The 17,883-nt window shown below is 67.3% G+C and carries 15 protein-coding genes; 12 read left to right on the top strand and 3 right to left on the bottom strand.

Annotation, left to right across the window (positions count from 1 at the left end; translation table 11 throughout):
* The first annotated feature begins 20 nt into the window (after positions 1–20).
* The 9 genes from ACFY12_RS08450 to ACFY12_RS08490 all read left to right on the top strand — a co-directional run bounded on the left by ACFY12_RS08450 (position 21) and on the right by ACFY12_RS08490 (position 10,124).
* On the top strand, positions 21–728 hold the full coding sequence (locus tag ACFY12_RS08450) for a peptidase M23 (RefSeq protein ID WP_390714955.1): 708 nt from the start codon (positions 21–23) through the stop codon (positions 726–728).
* Positions 716–2,455, top strand: coding sequence for a VgrG-related protein (locus ACFY12_RS08455; RefSeq protein ID WP_390714956.1), 1,740 nt, complete (start codon positions 716–718; stop codon positions 2,453–2,455). Before ACFY12_RS08450 ends, ACFY12_RS08455 begins: the two co-directional genes overlap by 13 nt.
* 29 nt (positions 2,456–2,484) lie before the next feature.
* Complete coding sequence (locus tag ACFY12_RS08460) at positions 2,485–3,987, top strand: hypothetical protein (protein ID WP_390714957.1); 1,503 nt, start codon at positions 2,485–2,487, stop codon at positions 3,985–3,987.
* The gene (locus ACFY12_RS08465; RefSeq protein ID WP_390714958.1) at positions 3,987–4,385 is read left to right on the top strand and encodes a GPW/gp25 family protein; all 399 of its coding nucleotides are present in this window, start codon (positions 3,987–3,989) and stop codon (positions 4,383–4,385) included. Before ACFY12_RS08460 ends, ACFY12_RS08465 begins: the two co-directional genes overlap by 1 nt.
* Positions 4,382–4,834: a phage tail protein gene (locus ACFY12_RS08470; RefSeq protein WP_390714959.1), complete on the top strand. Its 453-nt coding sequence runs from the start codon at positions 4,382–4,384 to the stop codon at positions 4,832–4,834. The genes ACFY12_RS08465 and ACFY12_RS08470 overlap by 4 nt, the downstream gene beginning before the upstream one ends.
* Positions 4,831–7,119, top strand: a complete 2,289-nt coding sequence (locus ACFY12_RS08475; protein ID WP_390714960.1) for a hypothetical protein — start codon at positions 4,831–4,833, stop codon at positions 7,117–7,119. Before ACFY12_RS08470 ends, ACFY12_RS08475 begins: the two co-directional genes overlap by 4 nt.
* Positions 7,119–7,742: a Pvc16 family protein gene (locus tag ACFY12_RS08480; RefSeq protein ID WP_390714961.1), complete on the top strand. Its 624-nt coding sequence runs from the start codon at positions 7,119–7,121 to the stop codon at positions 7,740–7,742. Before ACFY12_RS08475 ends, ACFY12_RS08480 begins: the two co-directional genes overlap by 1 nt.
* Entirely contained in the window at positions 7,739–9,688 is a 1,950-nt protein-coding gene (locus ACFY12_RS08485; RefSeq protein ID WP_390714962.1) for an ATP-binding protein, read from the top strand. Before ACFY12_RS08480 ends, ACFY12_RS08485 begins: the two co-directional genes overlap by 4 nt.
* Positions 9,689–9,809: 121 nt before the next feature.
* Positions 9,810–10,124: a hypothetical protein gene (locus tag ACFY12_RS08490; RefSeq protein ID WP_390714963.1), complete on the top strand. Its 315-nt coding sequence runs from the start codon at positions 9,810–9,812 to the stop codon at positions 10,122–10,124.
* Positions 10,125–10,193: 69 nt separating this feature from the next.
* Here the strand turns inward: ACFY12_RS08490 and ACFY12_RS08495 are convergent, their stop codons facing one another.
* On the bottom strand, positions 10,194–10,343 hold the full coding sequence (locus ACFY12_RS08495) for a hypothetical protein (protein WP_390714964.1): 150 nt from the start codon (positions 10,341–10,343) through the stop codon (positions 10,194–10,196).
* A 144-nt stretch (positions 10,344–10,487) separates the two neighbouring features.
* Here ACFY12_RS08495 and ACFY12_RS08500 point away from each other — a divergent pair, with 144 nt between their 5' ends.
* Both ACFY12_RS08500 and ACFY12_RS08505 read left to right on the top strand, forming a co-directional pair.
* The gene (locus tag ACFY12_RS08500; protein ID WP_390714965.1) at positions 10,488–13,727 is read left to right on the top strand and encodes a hypothetical protein; all 3,240 of its coding nucleotides are present in this window, start codon (positions 10,488–10,490) and stop codon (positions 13,725–13,727) included.
* Between the two features lie 151 nt (positions 13,728–13,878).
* Positions 13,879–14,076 carry a hypothetical protein gene (locus ACFY12_RS08505; RefSeq protein WP_390714966.1) on the top strand — a complete coding sequence of 66 codons (198 nt, stop codon included), beginning with the start codon at positions 13,879–13,881 and terminating at the stop codon, positions 14,074–14,076.
* 272 nt (positions 14,077–14,348) lie between these two features.
* On the opposite strand, the gene ACFY12_RS08510 is transcribed toward ACFY12_RS08505, so the two are convergent.
* A complete protein-coding gene (locus ACFY12_RS08510; RefSeq protein WP_390714967.1) occupies positions 14,349–15,779 on the bottom strand; it encodes a transposase in 1,431 nt (476 codons plus the stop codon).
* 222 nt (positions 15,780–16,001) lie between these two features.
* Here ACFY12_RS08510 and ACFY12_RS08515 point away from each other — a divergent pair, with 222 nt between their 5' ends.
* The gene (locus tag ACFY12_RS08515) at positions 16,002–16,430 is read left to right on the top strand and encodes a nuclear transport factor 2 family protein (protein WP_390714968.1); all 429 of its coding nucleotides are present in this window, start codon (positions 16,002–16,004) and stop codon (positions 16,428–16,430) included.
* 120 nt (positions 16,431–16,550) lie between these two features.
* On the opposite strand, the gene ACFY12_RS08520 is transcribed toward ACFY12_RS08515, so the two are convergent.
* Positions 16,551–17,804: a hypothetical protein gene (locus tag ACFY12_RS08520; protein ID WP_390714969.1), complete on the bottom strand. Its 1,254-nt coding sequence runs from the start codon at positions 17,802–17,804 to the stop codon at positions 16,551–16,553.
* Positions 17,805–17,883: the final 79 nt, after the last annotated feature.

The following is a 17,883-nucleotide window of genomic DNA, read 5'->3' on the forward strand; positions in this document are numbered from 1 at the left end:
GGGAAGGTGACGGAAACACCATGGCCGATCTGGTCCGAGCTACCCTCCGCATCTTCGATCCACCATCCGGCACGGCGTACACGCCGAGCCGGGAGCGGACGAAGGTCATGCCCACCTTCAATCCGACCGAGTTGACCATCACCAAGGCGGCCACCTGGGCCTACCAGCCAGCGGCCGGCTCGACGGCTGCGGCCCGCGGCTCGTTCACCGGCGCCCAGCCAAAGTCGATGAGCCTGCGGCTGTTCTTCGACGCCGGTGCTGGTCAGGAGAGCACGGTGCAGCAGCAAGTTGACACGCTGCTGTCCTGCTGCGCGCCCACTCGGGCGAGCGCAGCCAAGCACGCCGGCCAACCGCCGTGGGTACGGCTGGAATGGGGCAAGGACCAGACCACCCGGTTCAACGCCCGGGTGCTGTCGGTACAGGCTCGGCTGACCCGGTTCGGCAAGGACGGCACACCGCTGCGCGCCGAGTGCATGGTGACCGTGGAGGAGGTCGGTGGCGAGGTGCCAGGGCAGAACCCCACCTCGGGTTCGCTCGTCGCACACCAAGGCCACCAGTTGGTGGAGGGGGAGAACCTACCTTTGCTGGCCTACTGCATGTACGGGGATCCCAGCCTCTGGCGAGCCGTGGCCCGGATCAACGGGATCAAGGACCCGCTGAGGCTGGTACCGGGCACCGTGCTGGAGCTGCCGGCCGACATCTGGGATGTGCCGTCATGGGCCGGGTAGCGGGAGGGCGGCCGCTGGCCGCCGAGCCGGTCATCTCTACCACCGGCCCGTTACCGGCCCAATGGAGTACGGCGTTCGTGGACGGCTTCGTCGACCACACGATCAACCAGCCGGCCGAGGCCGTCCTGCGGTTCGCCGATCCCCAGCACCGGATGCTCACGGACACCCGGATCACGCTCGGCACGCCGCTCCAGGTGGCGGTGGTGACGTCCACCGACCGTAAGCGCACGCTGCTGTTCGACGGCGAGGTGATCGGGCTGGAGACTGAGAGCGACCCGGCCGGCGTGTACACCGTGCTGCGGGGCATGGACCGCGGCCACCGACTGCTGCGGGGACGACGGGCCATCACATACCCGAAGACCACGGTGCGTGAAGTGGTGGCGAAGCTGGCCCGGCGCGCCGGCCTCAAGCCCGGCCGGGTCGACCCCACGCACCGGTACGAGTACCTGTGTCAGCCGGGCGTCAGCGACTGGGACTTCCTGCTCATGCTGGCCCGAGACCACGGGGGAGCGGTCACGGTGCAGGGCAACAGGCTGAGCCTGAGGGCATTGCCCAAGGCCACCGAGGCTCCGGCATCCTCCACCCCGAGCGGGCAAAGCGAGCAGGTACTTGAGTACGGCAGGAATCTGCTCTCGCTCCGCGCTGCAGTCGACGCCGCCGAGCAGCCGGCCTCGGTGGAGGTACGGAGCTGGGACATGACTACCAAGAAGCCGATTGTCGCGTCCGCGAAGACCACGAACAGCGCACAGTGGGCACCGGACAGGCCGCCGTGGTCCGGCTCGGCGGCGACTTCCGGCGAGCCGCCGCTGGTCATCGACGACCGGCCGTACCGGTCGCACGCGGAGGCCGTCGACGCCGCTGCCTCCGCGGCCGCCACGGTGGCGATGAGCCGAGCCGACCTGGTCGCGGTCGCGTACGGATCGCCGAAGCTGCACGCCGGTACCGCGGTCGCGCTGTCCGGGGTCGGCGAGCCTTTCACCGGGCGCTACACGGTCACCTCGTGCCGCCACTTGTTCGATCCGGGGCAGGGGTACCGCACCAGGGTGACGCTGTCGGTGGCTGGCCAGGCGTGGGCGCGCGATCTGCACCGCACTACACGGATGAACGGGCTGGCCATCGGCACCGTGAGCCAGGTACGGACGCCGCCCGGCGCACAGGGCCGTGGCTGGGTCCGAGTCAGGTTCCCGTGGCTGTCGGACACTTACGTGACCGACTGGATCCGTGCTGTCGAATGGGGCGGCAAGGGAGGCGGCGGTGCGTTCTGCCCCGGAGTAGGCGACGAGGTACTGGTCGGCTTCGAGCACGGCCGACTGGACCGGCCCTATCTTCTCGGTGGCCTCTACAACGGCCAGGACAAGCCGAGCACGACCAAGACTGTGGTTACCGAAGGCGGCACCGTGATCCGCCGTTTTCTGGCCGACCGGTCCGGCGACCGTATCGAGCTGGTGGACAGCGGCGAAGGCGCCGGCGTCCTGCTCACCACCGGCGACGGCAATCTCAGCGTGCAGCTGGACCGGGGCAAAGGGGCGATCACTATCTCCGGCTCCGGCCTGGTCCACCTTAAGACCACAGGCGGTCTCGTCCTTGATGCGAAGACGCTCGAGCTGAAGGGCACGGGAACGGTCAAGCTGTCCGGCGAGTCCGTCGAGCTGGCCGCTGGGGCCAGCAAGATCAGCGTCTCCGCTGGTTCGATCGGCCTGAAGGCCACCCGTGTCGACGTCACCTAGACCCGTCGGCGTCCTCTGGAGAGGGAACAATGGCACTGGATCATCTGCGGTTCCAGGATCTCGTTGACGATGCCCGGCGGTATCTGCGGCATCACTGTCCACAATGGACCGACCACAACGTGTCCGATCCAGGCATTGTGCTGCTGGAGGCCGGCGCGCAGGTTGTCGATGCACTGTCCTACCGCCTGGACGCGCTGCCTGAGCGAGTGCAATGGGCCCTCCTCCGGCTGTACGGCCTGGACTTGGCACCTCCGGTACCGGCAAAGGGCTGCGAGCCACGCACCGTCACCCTGCGGATGGTTGACGACCCTGGGAGGAAGGTCCCGAAGGGAGTGCCCGTTTGTGGTGACGGGTACATCGCGCGGACTGATCAGGAAGCCGATTTTCTGTTCAGTGCCGAATTCCCGGTCCGCGACGTGTTCGTCGTGTCGTCGGTGAAGGACCCAGCAGGCAAGCTCGATGTCACCGGTGCCGAGGGCAGAGCGAAGCGGATAGTTGCGGATGATCTCAGTGGTTGTCGACGGGTTGTCGGGCCGGCACCGGTATCTCACGAGAATCACATGGTGGCGCTGCGGGTCCATCTCACGGACCCTGTCGGCAGGGTCGAGATCCCGATGAGGGGTAGCCTCCCCCACGGGTGGCATCTCAGCTGGTTTGACGGACTGCAACTCGCCGCAGTCGACATGCAGCAGGACGAGGCGCGAACGAAGTTGTTGGTGACCAAGGTGCCTGTGAACACGCCGCTGCAGTGGAGTCCTGGCGAGTTCTGGTTCTTCCTGCTTCCTCATCCAGGGGCGCCTGACTTCACCGTAAGCAGGCGGGAATGCGGTGATGGTGCCTGGTTTCCGGCCGCAGCTGTGTCAGTACGTGCGGTGATCGAGGCACGCCGACGTCTGCTCGGCACCGGAGACGGGCGGTGCGGGCAGCGCTTCGGCTGCCCGGAGCGGCCGCTACGGGTGCAGGTGGGCGAGACGCCGTACTCGGTTCTGGACTCGTTCCCCGTCATGCCGGGAACGGAGTGGTGTGTCTATGACCCGCTCACTCACGAGATCCAGTTCAATCCCGGAATCCGGGAGGACGCAGGCGAGTTCGGCGAGCCGCCGCCCGAGCACACGCCGGTTTTCGCCGTGTTTCCCGATGACGGTGCCACGGTCCCGGCCTGCGCGTTCACCTCGCTGGCGGCACCGTACCAGGACGTCCAGGTCACTCAGGAGGCACCGGTCGCCGCGATGCCGGTCGGCCCGGCGCCCGTCGTACCGCAGCCGGCGCTGGCCGACGTGCTTGCCGAAATACATCTCGGCGCCTGGGGTGTTCGGGACCGCGCGGTCACCGCGGCCGACTACGTCCGGCACGCTCGAGCGGTCCCAGGCGTGCAGGACGCTTCCGTCGTAATCACCGGCAGCGCGCCGACCAGGGAGGCCAGGGTGACTGTGCGCTGCCAGGAGGCCAGCGTGCGCGATGCCGTTCAGCGGCGGCTCCAGGAGGTCTCGCTGCTCGGCACCACCGTGACAGTCGAGGACGGTGCGATGTGATGGATCATCTCGGCACCGGCTGGAGCCACCCGGTCCGGATCATCCACGGGCGTGTAGTGCTCGTGTCCGGAGCGGACAACGTGGACAAGTGCCTGCGGCTGCTGGTGCGTACCAGCCTGCAGGAGCGCTGGATGCGCCCGGACTACGGCTGTTCGCTGCGAGAGCTGGCATTCCGCCCCCTGGACGCGCGGGCAGCAGGTGCTGCCGCCTACGAGGTGCGCAAGGCGGTGGAGCGGTGGGAGCCGCGAGTGGCGTTGGACGACGTGACCGCGATCCCGGATCCGCTGCGCGGTCGCCTGGACATTCTGATCCGCTACCGGCTGATCACCAGTAACAGTCCACGCAACCTGGTCGTGCCCTTCTATCAGGTCCCCCATGCAGAAGGTGAGCCAACGTGAGCTGTCCGCCAGTGAATTTACCCGAAGTCCTGGCCGACGACCGGGTAGTCCAGGCGTTCGCCGCGGGCCTGCGTGCGATGGTGCGCCCGGCCGTGGCGGTGCTGGACGATCTTGAGTATTGCCTCAATCCCGCAACCGCGCCGAGGTCGATGCTGGACTGGCTGGGCGCGGGTGCCCGTATTCCGCCGTACAACGTGCCGGAGGGGCAGCTGCGGGCAGCGCTGGCTGTGGCAGGCACGGTCAACCGGCGCCGGGGGACCGCGGCAGGGCTGGCTACCGATCTGTCGGCCTACGGCTGGGAGTACGTGAGCTGGATGGACAGGAGCGGAACGCTGTTGGTGAGCCTCCGCCGCACGGACCCTGCCGCTGACAGCGAGGTGGCCACATGGGTGGTGGCGCAGCACGTTCCCGCCGGGGTGCCGGTTGAGGTCGAGGGAGACACCTCATGAGCGAGATCGTCAACGCCGACCAGGGGGCCATCGCTGCCGACGGCCGGGAGGCTGTACAGGCAAAGCTCCCGGAATGGACAGGCCGAGCTGGCGATGCCGGTACCGAGCTGATCGAGGTCTGGGCCGACATGGCGCTCAAGCTCCGGCGCAACGTCAACCGGGTGCCGGGACAGGTGCTGGACCGGGTGATCGGCGACATCGCCGATGTGCCGTCTGCGCTGGCCCGGGCCGAATTCCTGGTCGAGCCGGTTTCTCACAACCAGGTGGAGATCCCGGCCGATACAGAGGTCGTGGTCGAGTTACCCGGCGCGGAATCCGTGATCTTCACCGTGCCGCACCGGTTCGCCGGCTCGGAGCTCAGGGCCGGGAGCCCGACGCCGTATCGGATATACCCACCGCAGCCGCAGTGGGACTGGCTGTCTGCGGACGACCGGGTCGGTGTAGCGGTACTCGGGGAGCACGGCCTGCTGCTTACCTTCGACGGCGACCCGCAAGGGCATGCCGACCCGAACGCGCCGGGGAGTCCGGATGTGGCCGACGTCTTGGTCAACGTCGTGGCTGACGTGATGATCCGTCCGGCCAGCACCGTTCGCTGGACGGCAAACCAGACCGCGTACATCTGGGGGGCTCCGTATACCTCCGGCTACCAGGACGATGTGGGGTGGTGGCAGTTGGAGACCGGGGACACCACCGCGGCGCTGCACCAGTCAGGGCGGCTCACCTTCCAGACCCGGAACAACATCCGCGCGGCACGGCTACCGCATGGCGTTCTCGGCGGGGGAAAGTACGCCATCTGCCTGCCCACCACCGAGGGCACATGCGAGCTGACCGTGACCAGGCTGGTCGACGCGAACCTGCAGCCCGCGCCTGACCTGTTGCCAGCACCAAAGCCGATCACGTACTTCACCCCGAAGCGGCCGGACTGGGCGGAGCAGGTCATGCACGAGCTCCCCGAGTGCGGGCTACTGTTTCCGTTCATAACCGAACCGGACGGCGGCACCATCATGGTCGTGACGGACTGGCCGAGCGGCCCTCCGCACTCGTCGCCGTGGACCGGCCAAGCCAAGGTGTGGACAACCAAGGGCTGGATGCCGGCAGCCGCAGAACAGCTGACAGTGGACCAGCCGGGCCGTCTGTGGCTCCGGCTCCCGGCGCCGGCGGCGCCGCTCCCGGAGAAGTCACCGGCGCCCGGTCGCTACTGCCTTGTGGCGCCGACCGCCAAACTGACGGCGGTCGCGGGTGTGCACATCTGGAACCTGCCCTCAGGAACCGTCAGTACAGTGCGCGGAGTCCACAAGGGCCCCGAGGACGTCGGCGTCTCGACCGGCATGCCGGGGCAGCGGTTCCGGCTGTTGCACCGGCCCTTGCCCGCCCAGGAGCACGACGAGCCTCCTCTGGAGACCATTGACCGATGGGGCGTCGGTCAGACCTGGAGCCGGGTCGAGTCATTCGCCGACTCCGGTCCCGACGACCGGCATTTCCGACTCGACTACCAGGCCGGCGAGGTGGTGTTCGGCCCGTTGCTGGCCGATGTAGACGGCGTACGCCGGCAGTTCGGCGCCATCCCGCCGGCTGGGGCACGAATCCGGGTCGGCCGCTATGTGATGTCCGACGGCGCTGCCGCCCATGTGCCGGCCGGTTCGCCGGGAACCCTCAGGCCCGGCAACGACACGTGCACGCTGACCTTGGCCGCGCAGGTCGCCGGCGGCAACCCTCCGGTCGCTCGGCGGTCCCTCTGGCGGGTTGGCTCCGGCAGGGTGGTCAGCCTGGCGGACTGCAGGGACGCGGCGTTGTGCATGCCTGGCGTGGGGAGGGCCGAGCTGCTCGGTCACAACGTACTGATCGTGCCGACGGTCGGCTACGACGCTGCGTCGGCGGTCTCGGCCGCTGCCCTGACCGGTGCTGCGGCCGGACTGGCGGCGGATGTCCGTCGGTGGCTGGAGCCGATTGCGGCCGACAGGACACCGATCCAGCCCATGGCGTTCGTGAGCGCGAGTATCAGTGTGGCGGTCACCGTGCCGACAGGATCGGAACGGTTCGGCCTGCGGCAAGGGGTCACCGCGGCACTGTTGCACCGGTACCACCCACTGGTCGGTGGTGACCACGGCACCGGCTGGCCGGTGGGCACGCCCGTCACTGCCGAGGACGTCAAACAGACCCTTAGGAAGGCGTGCGGCGGCCTGAATAGCACCTGCACGGTGGATGGCCCAGCACCCCAGAACGGCGAGCTCGCCGTAGTCGACTCGGTAACGGTCACCGTATCCATCGATGATGGGGGTGCCTGATGAGCACGGAACCGTCGACCACGCAGCCGGCCACCAGCCTGGTCGGCATGGTGGACCAGGTACTGAAGGATTTCCTGGAGCAGCGAACGGCGTCTGGCGGAACCCACCTCAAAGTCAGCTTCGAGGTACCTGCGGAGGAGTACGAGCAACTGGTCGGCGAGGTGTACGGCAACGCTCCCACCCTGGTCAACGCGTTCCTCTACGACATCCAGGAGGACCGACCCAGGCGGGCCGGTGGTGGATCCTTCGATAAGGACTCCGAGGACTCCGGCACGATGCGCCATGCGCCGCGCTGGTACACGCTCTCGTACCTGTTGACCGCGCGTGCGAAGAAGGCCGAGGACCAGCATCGTGTGCTCTCCGCGCTGTTGGTTGTGCTGCCGGCATTCGTCGACCGGCTCCCCGAGCTGCTCCGGTTTCCGGAGCAGGGGTGCTACGCCACCGCGGTGTTCGGACGGCCGCCGGCGGACGGCCGGTCACTGGCGGAGATGTGGAATGCATTGCGCACTCCGCCGCGTCCCGGCCTGGAGTTGGCGATCACCGTACCGGTGATACCGGACGCCGAGAAGATCTGGGCGGTGCGGGACCGAGAGTTCACCGTGGACGCCGGGGGACTGCCGTGACCGGCGCCGATCCGGGTCTTCGATACCTGCTGGGCCGAGTAGGGCTGGTGGTCGAGCGGCTGCGCCGCCTGGCCAACGCCGCCCAGCACCGCAAGGACAGCGTTGAGTCCAGCCTGTGGGACGAGCAGGCGGCGCTGGCGGAACTGGAGGAGTTCGCCAACGAGGCCGCAGCCGCTGGAGCGGAGCCCCGGCTGCGCCGACTGGTGAGCACCTTCGCGTTGACACCCGCGGACCTCGACGCGTTGCTGATTCTGTTGGCGCCGGAACTCGACCCCATGGTGGAGACCTATTACGACGAAATCGGGCGGTGTGACGGACAGGCTGCAGCCAGCGTCGGCATGGTACTGGCCCTGTCCGGTGCGCCGCCCTGGTCGCCGGAGGCCAGGAGCCGACTCGGTCCCGACGGTCGCTTAGTGCGCACCGGGTTGGTGGCGGTCGACGACGCCCGGGCGCCGCTGCTTCGCCGGCGGGTCCGGGTGGCTGACCGGGTGATCAGCCACCTGCTCGGCGACGACCGGCCGGATCCGCTGTTGCGACGGTACGCCGCGGTCGTCCACGGTGAGCTGAGGCCGAACGCTGAGGACGAGGACCGGCTGTGTTACGTGCAGGGTCGCAGCCCGGTCGCCGCCGCCGATCGAGTGAGCGAGCTATTGGCGGGGCGCCCGGCGGTTCGCGCGACGTTCGCGGACGTTCCGGAGGAGGAGTTCGCCCGGTTCGGCGCGGCGGTGGCGCTGGAAGTCAGGCTGTGCGGCGGACACTTGGTGCTGGGGCCGCTCGGCGCGGGCTCCGTCGACCCCGACACCAGAGACGATCAGGCCCGCCGACTGCGTACGCTCACCGACCTGGACGTGCCGACGATTCTCTACGGGACCGGCGCCTGGGAGGATCGGTGGAGCCGCCGCCCGCCAGTGCTGCTCACCGTGCCCTGCGGTACCCCCGCCGAACTCGTCACTGCGTTCCAATCCGCATTGGATGGCCAGGCTGTGCCCACCGAGGACCTTGAGTACCTCACGGCAACACACCGGATCGACCGGGGCGAGCTGCCCCGGATCGTGGCCGCGGCGACCAGGCAGGCCAGGGCCGAGAGCGCCGCCGTGTCCGGCCGGCACTTGCGCACCGCCATCCGGCTGGTCGGCGGAGCCTCGCTGCCACGACAGGTCCGCAGGATCGAACCGGCCGTGGGTTGGGCCGACTTGGTGCTGTCGGAGCATGTCGAGGCAGGACTGCGGAGCATGGTGCACCGGGTCCGGTACCGGAACCGGGTGCTCGGCGACTGGGGGATGCGCAGCGGCGGTGCCCGCGGCCGCAGTGTCGTCGTGATGTTCTCCGGAGAGTCCGGTACCGGCAAGACACTGGCGGCCGAAGCTGTGGCAGGTGAACTCGGCCTGGACCTGTGCATGGTGAACTTGGCACAGACCGTGGACAAGTACGTCGGTGAGACCGAGAAGAACCTGGAACGGATCTTCGCGGCCACCGCCGATACGCCTGGAGTTCTCGTATTCGACGAGGCGGACGCGTTGTTCGGCAAGCGATCCGGAATCTCCAACGCGCACGACCGGCACGCCAACACCCAGACCGCTTATCTGCTCGCAATGCTGGAGTCCTTCGACGGGATCGGAGTGCTGACCACGAACTTGCCGGGGAACATCGACAAGGGGTTCCTGCGTCGGCTCGACCTTGCACTGCACTTCCCGGCACCGGACGAGACGCAACGGCTTGCGCTGTGGGACCGCTGCCTTGGTCCGAAAATCCCCCGAAGCGATGACCTCGACCTGGAGCTGATGGCGCGTTGGTATGACCTGCCTGGTGGAAACATCCGCAACGCGGCGGTGGCAGCCGCATACCGGGCCGCTGCTGAGGACCGGCCGGTGCGCACCGCTGACCTGGTTGCCGGGATGGTCGAGGAGTACCGCCGCTTGGGCCGCCTTGCTCCCGCAACACCGTAGAGAGGCAACCATGCCGTCGGACAGCGCGCTTGAGCTGATGGAACCGCAGGGTTGTCGCGCCGGAGCAGTCTGCTGGCCAGCCCCGTCGCTGAACCTCGCTGACCCACCCGAAGGAGGCGTCATGCCCACCACAGTGCTGACCACCTCAGCCTCGATCACCTGCCTGCACCCGCCGGGCCGAGTGCTGCCACCGCCCCCCGCACAGACCGTGCTGTTCATCAAGGGCGAGCCCGCGCTCACTGCGGCCAACCTGGTGTCCATGTCGATCGTGGGTTGTGCCGACTCGTACACGCCGTGTACCAAAGTCGCTCAGCTCGCCGAGTCGAAGAAACTGTTCGTCCAGGGCGAGCCAGTGTTACTGGCAGGGGCTGGCAAAGCACTTCCAACGGGGGGCTCTGTGCGCGCGAGCGGCACCGCCTCTGCCCTGTTCGCCTAGTACTCCAGTAATAACTCACCATCAGTGGTGGGTGCGTCTTGTGTCCGGGCGAGTCCCGCTGACGTGACGTCAATCGGGCAGATAGGCGTCGAACCCCGTTGCGGGATGGTCGCGGCTCACCCACATGAGGTCCTGTACGACCGGGCCGCCGACGCGGTCGGCACCACGGCCGCCGCCGCAGTGCCTCAGCCAGGTCCACAACGACCAAGTCCACGACATTGCCGCTGACCGCACAGACCAAGCCCTGCTCGCAAAGGGGTGATGGAAATGAATCCGAAGCCACGAGAGAAGGCTCTGACAGTCGTAGCGCCCGGGAGGGGCGATACGCGTAGCGAGGTCACCTTGATAGAGGTGCGCCGGGGGGTGGGGGTCGCCCTAGGTCTGGATGCCCATACCCTGGCGCAGCAAGCGGGCGTCTACGGCCTGCGCACGCAGGGCTGCACTGTCGCACCGCCTGCCGAGGTCCGCAAGATGGATGCGGCGAACCTGCGTTGGGTGCCTCGGGAGGAATTCGTCGGATATGTCGAGCAGTTGTTGGAGGAGATTGGAGTCAGTGCGGAGGGCAGCGCGCTGGTGCACAGCTTCGCAAGTGCCCCCCTTCCAGTGCGGTACGAGGAAGGAGGGTGGGCCGAGGAGCTAGGCGACGACCAAGTGTTGCGTGACAGTGACCAGGGGACGGACTCGGGCATCCGCATCGTGATCGCGCTCGGGCTGCACGGATGGGACTGGTGGACGGCGCCCGGTAGCCGACAGCGGTGCCAGGACGGCTCCGGCACGTGGGCGATTGTCGCGGTGCCGTTCCGAAGGACCTTCACCGAGGGGCAGTTCACGATCCATCCGGCGATCGCCCTGACGCATCAGCTTACCCACGGAAGCCAGATGCACCAGGGACGGTTCGACCCGAGGATCGCTAAAGGGGTGATCCAGACTTGGGAGCCGCACCACTTCAGCCGACACGACATGACCGTGTCGGAAGTTGAGGCGCGTGGGAAACGTCAGCAGTTGCGGCACCTGACCCTTGGTGCAAAGCAGTCCCGTAGCGAAGAAGAACCGCTCGTCTTGGAGCGTACTGCCGCGTCGGCGGCCCTAGCTCACCAGTATGCGGCCGCCGTGCACGGCACGGCGGCCGCTGCCGAAGCCGAACGCACGGCTGGCGCCCGTGAGAGCGTGCAGCGGGTCTCCGAACGCACCGTGGCCAAGCCGCTCAAGATCTTCTACCAGGGGCCCGCCCACGAATACACCCAGTACTCCTATGAGGTCACGCTGTGGAAGTCTCCGGAGGTGCTGCGCAGGGCGCTGCAGTTCCAGGCGCGGACCTCGGAGACCAATATTGACGAGTCCGGCAACAGGGCTGTCCGCCTCCTACGCAAGGGGAAAGCCAAACTCGGGCTCGGCGATCCGGACAAGATGGTGACCACCAAGGTTTCCAAGCCAAACCCGGCGGAGAAGTGGCTGTTCTTCAAGCCGAGCGGCTATGAACTGTTCTGCCTCGCGGACGAGGACATCGCCGCTCCCGGACGGGACATCAAACACTGGGAAGACCGACTCCCCAAAGGAAGTCGCAAGCTGGCCGGCATGAAACTTCTCAACACGGTGATCAAAGTCGCTGCACCGGTCGTGGGTGCTCTCTCTGGCGCTATCGTCGGAACCGCGGTGTTCCCCGGTCTGGGGACGGCTGGCGGAGCCATCGCGGGAGCGACGATCGTGAACGACATCGCCAAGCCGTATGTCGTAGCCACCAACCCCAATCTGATCAACGCTGTCGATCCCGCCATGCGACACGCAACGCATGTGCAGGAAGTCATCGACGAGCGGGTCAAGCAGTTTTTGGCAGAGGAAAACGCAAGGCCGGATCTGGTCGATCCGACTGACTGGCCGGCCACCGAGCAGCAGGCGCCCGCCCAACCGATCCCGGCCCAAGCCGCACGGATCGCTGTGCGCTGGAAGGGGGCACAGGCACAGGGCCCAGTAGCCACGGTCGTCGGAGTACCAGACTTCCCCGGCGTGGGGATCGTCCTCGACCAGGACGCGGCCACCCTGGCGCAGGCAGCCGGCACCTACGAGCAGCGAACCATGGGCTGCACACCCGTGCTCGAGGCGGACCGTGAGCGGCTCGACGACGCCGCACCCGGCTCCCCCGTCCCCGCACACGACTTTCAGCAATACATCCAGGAACTATTCGCTGCGCTGAAAGAAGGCAGCCCGTCGGCAACGGGGCTGCTGCAGGAGCTGGGACAGACCTCGCCTCTGCCCGCTCATCTCGTGGGGAGCGCTGGCGAGAAAGGAGGAGCACTAGCCGACTGGCAGGCGGAGCTGACACCGGAGGACTGCGGCAGGCAGCAACTGCTGAGTGAGGATGACAAGTCGGCTAGCGGCTTCAAGGTGCTCATCGCAGCCGGGCGGCATAGCTGGGACTGGTGGACGGCGCCTGGCGACGCGCAGTGTGCCCGCGACGGATCCGGGACGTGGTCGGTCGTCTCCGTGCCGTACCGGCGCTTCTTCGCCGAAGGTCCATACCCGATCCACCCCGCCGTACTCCTGGGGCATCAGCTCGCGCACGTGTACCAGATCCACAACGGGTTCCTCGACCTGCAGGAGGTCAGCGTGCAGGTGGAGAAGATCAGGAGAACCACGCAGGCGATCTCCGAGCACATGGCCCGAGGCGTGCACCCCTGCCAGCAGGCGGGGGGCTGCGGCCTACCCTTCAGCATTGAGCACTCTCGGCGCGTCGCCGCCCTGGTGTGGGAATCCTGGGGGAGGAGTTCGACGCGGGGCCGCCGTGCCTTCCCACAGGACCTGCAACGCACTCTGAAGCATGTGGGGTTCTCCGAGCGCACGGTGGCCGATGAACTGCGGGTCTACTCCCAGCGGTCGTACAGGGAAAAGGAGAACGACACGCAGGAGATCTACCTCAAGAGCGCCGTGGGCGATCTGACGGAGATCTTGCGCGAGCTGGCGAAGTACGAGCACCCGTGGGAGTTTCGGCGGTACTGGACGGCTTGGCCCGCGGACCACGAGAAGTACAAGCTCAAGAAGGAGGGGATCGCCAAGAGCGGCATCACCTGCGTCATCCGGCGTGACCTGCTGCCGAAGGACAGCCAGGCCGCCGCTGTGTATCAGCGCGCTATCGGCCCGCAGGCGGCCGACTACATTGAGCAGGGCATCAACAGCGCAGTTGATGCTGTGGCCGGGGCAGCTGTTCAAGAGGTACTTGATACGGCCTTTCCTATCGGGGCCATCGGCGCCGCAACTGCCACGAGCGCATCTGCCTTGAACCAGACGCATCATCTCTTGCACCGAGAAGTGCACCACGGACCACTGTCCGGCACGAGCACCTCCGGACGGGGCACGCAGGACCGGCTGTCCCTGCGCGATGTGGGCCCGCACCAGATGGTCACGTTCGAGAGCGACAAGGAGCCTCCGGCCCGCATGTCAGGACCCTCTAGCGTCACCTACGCCCTACACATGATGCTCCGCACCGCGCCCGCCAGGGCGACGAGTCATGCCGGATCTCCGTCAACAGCCTCTCAGAGGCCGGGCGGTGAGCTGGAACAGTGCGCCAAGTCCCCGGGCAAGGGTAAAGCGCGGCTGCTCCCCCGTTGACCCGGGTTCCGCAGATGATGTAGCGGGATAGTCCGTGGCGTTGGGGGTGACGTGCGGAATTGCGCCGTCGGCTGGTGGGACGGCGTGTGTCTAGGGCCAGTGGTTCGTGCTGGTCAGTCGATCGCGGGGGTGAGCTGGTAGATCCGCTGCGGTGGTCGAGCTGGAGGGCGTGGAACAGGTCGCATTGGGGTTTCGCGATCTCGGTGCGCTGTTGGAAGGTGTCGGCAGGGTCGGTGAAGGCGCCGAGCTTGATGCGGTCGAGTTCGTGGCGCAGTGTCGGCCAGTCTGCCCGGTCTGGCTCTCGGCGGTGCGGGCCGGGAGCAGGGCGAGCCAGCAGAGCAGAATGTGAGCGCGGATGCGTTCCTCCCTGCGATGGAACACCGGCCGCAGGTCCACGACCTGCTTCATGTCGCGCCAGCTGTGCTCGACTTCGAGGAGTTGCTGGTCACCGAGCGCCATGTCCTCGGTTGGTCATCTTGGGGTGGGAGACTGCCTCGTCGCCCACCTCACCAGATCGGCTTCGGCATTCTGCAGGTCAGCCCTTCTTTCCTGCCCTCGCTAAGGTGCTCGCCGTCCCGTAAAGCCGAGACATTGCCCCTTAGAGCTCCTACCGGTAGTTCGTTAAATCCGGCGGTAGAGGTCAATGCCGTGTCCGGTGGTGACCGCGTCGATCAGGGCTTGCAGCTCGGAGGGTGGGTCCGTGTCCGTCCAGGCTCGCCACCACCGGGTGAGGGTGATGGCAGGGGTGAGCCAGGAACGGATGGCTCGTAAGGCCCTGGGCCAGCAAGGCTGTTGGTGCTGGTGGGGTTCGGTTGATCCCCCCTTTTTGGCCCCTCGTTGGGGCACGGGTCCGGCGCGGTGGCATCCAGGGGTCCGGGTGGGTCGAACCACTGGTCCCAGCAGAAGGAGAAGGCGCAGTTGACGAGTGTCTGGTGGCGGCGGATGGCGCGGTCGGAGCGGACTTGGAAGTCGGCCCAGCCGAGTTCGTCCTTGATCTGCTTGTAGCTCTGCTCGATCCACGGCCGCAGGCCGTGGAGGCGGACGATCTCGGCGAGGTCGGCCGGTGGGTGCGGGCTGGTGGTGGTGTGGGGTGCGTCGGGGTGGGGCAGGTTGGTGGCCAGGTACCAGGTGGCCTTCTCCGGCAGGCCGGCTGGGTCGGTGGTGGCCACGACCAGCTGGCAGGGTGAGTCGGGGCCGTAGCCGGCCAGGCGGGCATCGGCGGCCCACCAGGTCTCGGTGTGCCCGTCGCGGAAGTGACGCTCCACGGGCGTCCAGTCGCCTGGGTACTTGGCATCGCGCCAGGTCAGGGCGTGGGCCGCTTCGATGGGGGTGTGGGGCTGGTCTGCCGGGGCCCAGGTGCCGCGGTGCGGCTTGAGCGCGACCACGTAGGCCAGGCCGGCCTCGCGCAGTGCGAGGTACCAGTCGTCGCTGACTTAAGTAGGCGCAGTCGGCGACCACCGCCGGGCAGCCGAAGCCCGCCGCTTTCCCGCGGGCCGCGAGGGCGGCTGCCAGCTGTGGTTTGGTGCGGAAGGCCGGGTCGGACCGGCCGCGGGCGAAGTGGTGGGCGGGGGTGTAGGGAGTCGTGTGCAGCGGGTAGTACACACGGCCGTCGGTCCACACCGTGGTCACCGTGACGATGCCGTTGTCGGTCTTGCCGTACCGGCCCAGCCACTGCCGGCCCACGTGTGCGGTGGCCGTGCCGTCCTTGCGGTCCCCGGAGTCGTCGATCACGATGACCCCGCCCTCGTGCGGAGCCGTCGCCACCTGTTCTAGCAGCAGTTCAAGCCGCCGGTCGTTGATCTGCTCGGCCTCCCAGGGCGACTCGGACAGGAAGAACTGCAGCCGCTGCACCCCCGGCGTCCTCGCACCCGCCACCGGTTCTGCCCCTGCCAGGCAGGTGATCGTCTTGTTCCGCTCCCATGGCGCCAGCAACCCGGTCAGGTACTCGCGAAAGCCCCGCCGCTGGGCCAGGCTGAAGAAGAGGTCGTCGAACTGGGCCGCGTAGTCCTCCAACGGGCCCGGCGCGGGCGGACACGGACGGCGAGCCGTCATCTTCAGCCTCCAGCACGGAATTTGGCTCCTCCCACCGGCCTACGGCCAACCCGACCTGTCGTCAACCCGAACCACCGCCGGATTTAACGAACTACCGGTAACGAACTACCGGTAGCTGGCCAAGCGCATCTTTGTGTGGCCGGCCGATTCGGATCCTCCTGGTGTGCGTGACGATCGCCCATGTCGGCCGCGGCGACTGGAGGTCAGCTGATCTGGCGGAACGTGATCGTTCTCGGAAACCGCTTTCCCGGAAGCGTGACTGTGATGATGTGGCCTTCTGTGTCCGAGTCCAGGGAGGCCGCCGTGTCCCGAACGCCGCAGGAGATCTTCGAGAGTTACGTCTACGCCGGTGCCATGCCCCGGAATGCTGATGCCCTTGCCGAGAACTTCACCATGGACGGTGTCTTCGAGGCGCCGCTCATGCCTGACGGTGCCACCTTCCCTAGGAGGTTGGTGGGTCGTGAGGAGATCCGTAGCGCGATGGCGGCGTACTACGAGCAACAGGTGAAGGGTGACCGCTCGCCGAATCTTGAGAAGTCCGGGTACGTGCTGCACACCACCTCCGATCCCGACGTGTTCATCGCCGAGATCGACACGGTCTTCGATGGGGACGGAGACTACGTGGCTGTCTCGCCGGTGCAGATCTCGTAGGTCTGCGGCGCGGGTCGCCATTCTCTTCTCACGGTGCACCGGCTGCGTCGTATCCCGCACGGTCAAGTCTCCGACCGGGCTCCGTCGTGGAGTCCGGAGCACGGCTCTCCAGCCTTGATGTCAGTACGTGAAACGGGCGCCCGGTGCTGGCAGCGACTCCTCGCCGAGGGAGTTCATCACGATCACATCGACTGTCTGGCCGGGTATGAACTGCACGGGCGGCGTGACGATCAGGCGCCGAGGAGAAGCCGGAATGACGTTCAGGGCCAGGACTCCACCGAAGGACACCTGAGAACCCGCGTCGAACCCCCACCCATCGATCTGGGTGAAACCACCCTGGCTCAGCACACCCAACGCCGTCTCTGGCTGGACCCGTTCCACCTTCGGCGGGCTGACCGCGATCTCGATGTCGAGCGCCGAAGCATCGAGAATGGGCGTGATCGCCTTCGCCCACCCGATGCTGACCGACGGAGTGCCGTCAGGGCCCGTGAACGCCGGGTCCATAAACCCCAGCAGCCCGAGCACTTCATGCCTCACGTTCAGCACCACGGAGCCGGAGTCGCCATGCCAGCAAAACAGGCCGCCGGGCGGATCGGTGCCGCAGACGATCCAGCTGACCTCGAAAGGATTGCTGCCGGGCACCAGCCCGACAATCTGTCCCGTGGTCAGTCCAGTGGTGCGCCCGCGTTTCTTGACGGGTTGAAAGAGGGAGAGTTCGGCTGTGGAGCCTTCCACCGGCCCGATGTCCTGGATCCTGGCGACCGGTTCGCCCCGGCTGCCGTTCAGCTCGATCATGGCGCAGTCGAGTCCGGGTATCCCGGAAGCCGGGATCGCCTTCACCGACTTCCCCACGATGGAAGCCTGGAAGGCACCCGACCCCAGCCCCTGCCGCGGCTGCCACACGTCGAGTCCCATCGGTGCGACGTGTTCACAGGTGAGCCCACCGCGTGCGCCGTCGCTGCGGCGCTGGACGATGCAGCCGAGCGTCCCGGTGTGCAGCGTGGCCAGTCCATCGTCACCGATCTCGATGGTCTGTATCTCGATCCCGCCCAATAGCGGCTTGTAGAAGTTGTTGTCGTTCACGATGCCCGCGATGGGGACCGGATTGCTCTCGACGACGTCCGTCTTCAGCTCCACATCGCCGGAGCGCCACACCTCGGGAATCAACTGCCCCGGACGCAGCCGGTTCACCGGCAGTTTCTGCGGGACGTACACGATGAGCGCCAGCTCCGGGGTAAACTCCCCGCCGGTCTGTTTCGCCCCCACACCGAACCGCGTGCCTTTCGGCAGCTGCCCCTCGAACTCGGCACGCAGTGATGCGAGCAAGGCGAGCGCCTCGGGTGGAACCTGCACCGGCTCCTCGGGAAGCGGCATGTCCGCCTCCTTCCGATCGAAGGAGCATTCTCATTGTCTTATGCCCGGTCTCGTGGCGCGACCGGGCGGCGCTGGGGTG

The sequence above is a fragment of the Streptomyces sp. NPDC001339 genome (assembly GCF_042895955.1).
Taxonomy (GTDB): Bacteria; Actinomycetota; Actinomycetes; order Streptomycetales; family Streptomycetaceae; genus Streptomyces.

Excerpts from the sequence above, each read along its gene's own strand:
- ACFY12_RS08450 (WP_390714955.1), top strand. The coding sequence starts at position 21 with ATGGCCGATCTGGTCCGAGCTACCCTCCGCATCTTCGATCCACCATCC.
- ACFY12_RS08455 (WP_390714956.1), top strand. The coding sequence starts at position 716 with ATGGGCCGGGTAGCGGGAGGGCGGCCGCTGGCCGCCGAGCCGGTCATC.
- ACFY12_RS08460 (WP_390714957.1), top strand. The coding sequence starts at position 2,485 with ATGGCACTGGATCATCTGCGGTTCCAGGATCTCGTTGACGATGCCCGG.
- ACFY12_RS08465 (WP_390714958.1), top strand. The coding sequence starts at position 3,987 with ATGGATCATCTCGGCACCGGCTGGAGCCACCCGGTCCGGATCATCCAC.
- ACFY12_RS08475 (WP_390714960.1), top strand. The coding sequence starts at position 4,831 with ATGAGCGAGATCGTCAACGCCGACCAGGGGGCCATCGCTGCCGACGGC.
- ACFY12_RS08480 (WP_390714961.1), top strand. The coding sequence starts at position 7,119 with ATGAGCACGGAACCGTCGACCACGCAGCCGGCCACCAGCCTGGTCGGC.
- ACFY12_RS08490 (WP_390714963.1), top strand. The coding sequence starts at position 9,810 with ATGCCCACCACAGTGCTGACCACCTCAGCCTCGATCACCTGCCTGCAC.
- ACFY12_RS08495 (WP_390714964.1), bottom strand. The coding sequence starts at position 10,343 with ATGTCGTGGACTTGGTCGTTGTGGACCTGGCTGAGGCACTGCGGCGGC.
- ACFY12_RS08510 (WP_390714967.1), bottom strand. The coding sequence starts at position 15,779 with ATGACGGCTCGCCGTCCGTGTCCGCCCGCGCCGGGCCCGTTGGAGGAC.
- ACFY12_RS08520 (WP_390714969.1), bottom strand. The coding sequence starts at position 17,804 with ATGCCGCTTCCCGAGGAGCCGGTGCAGGTTCCACCCGAGGCGCTCGCC.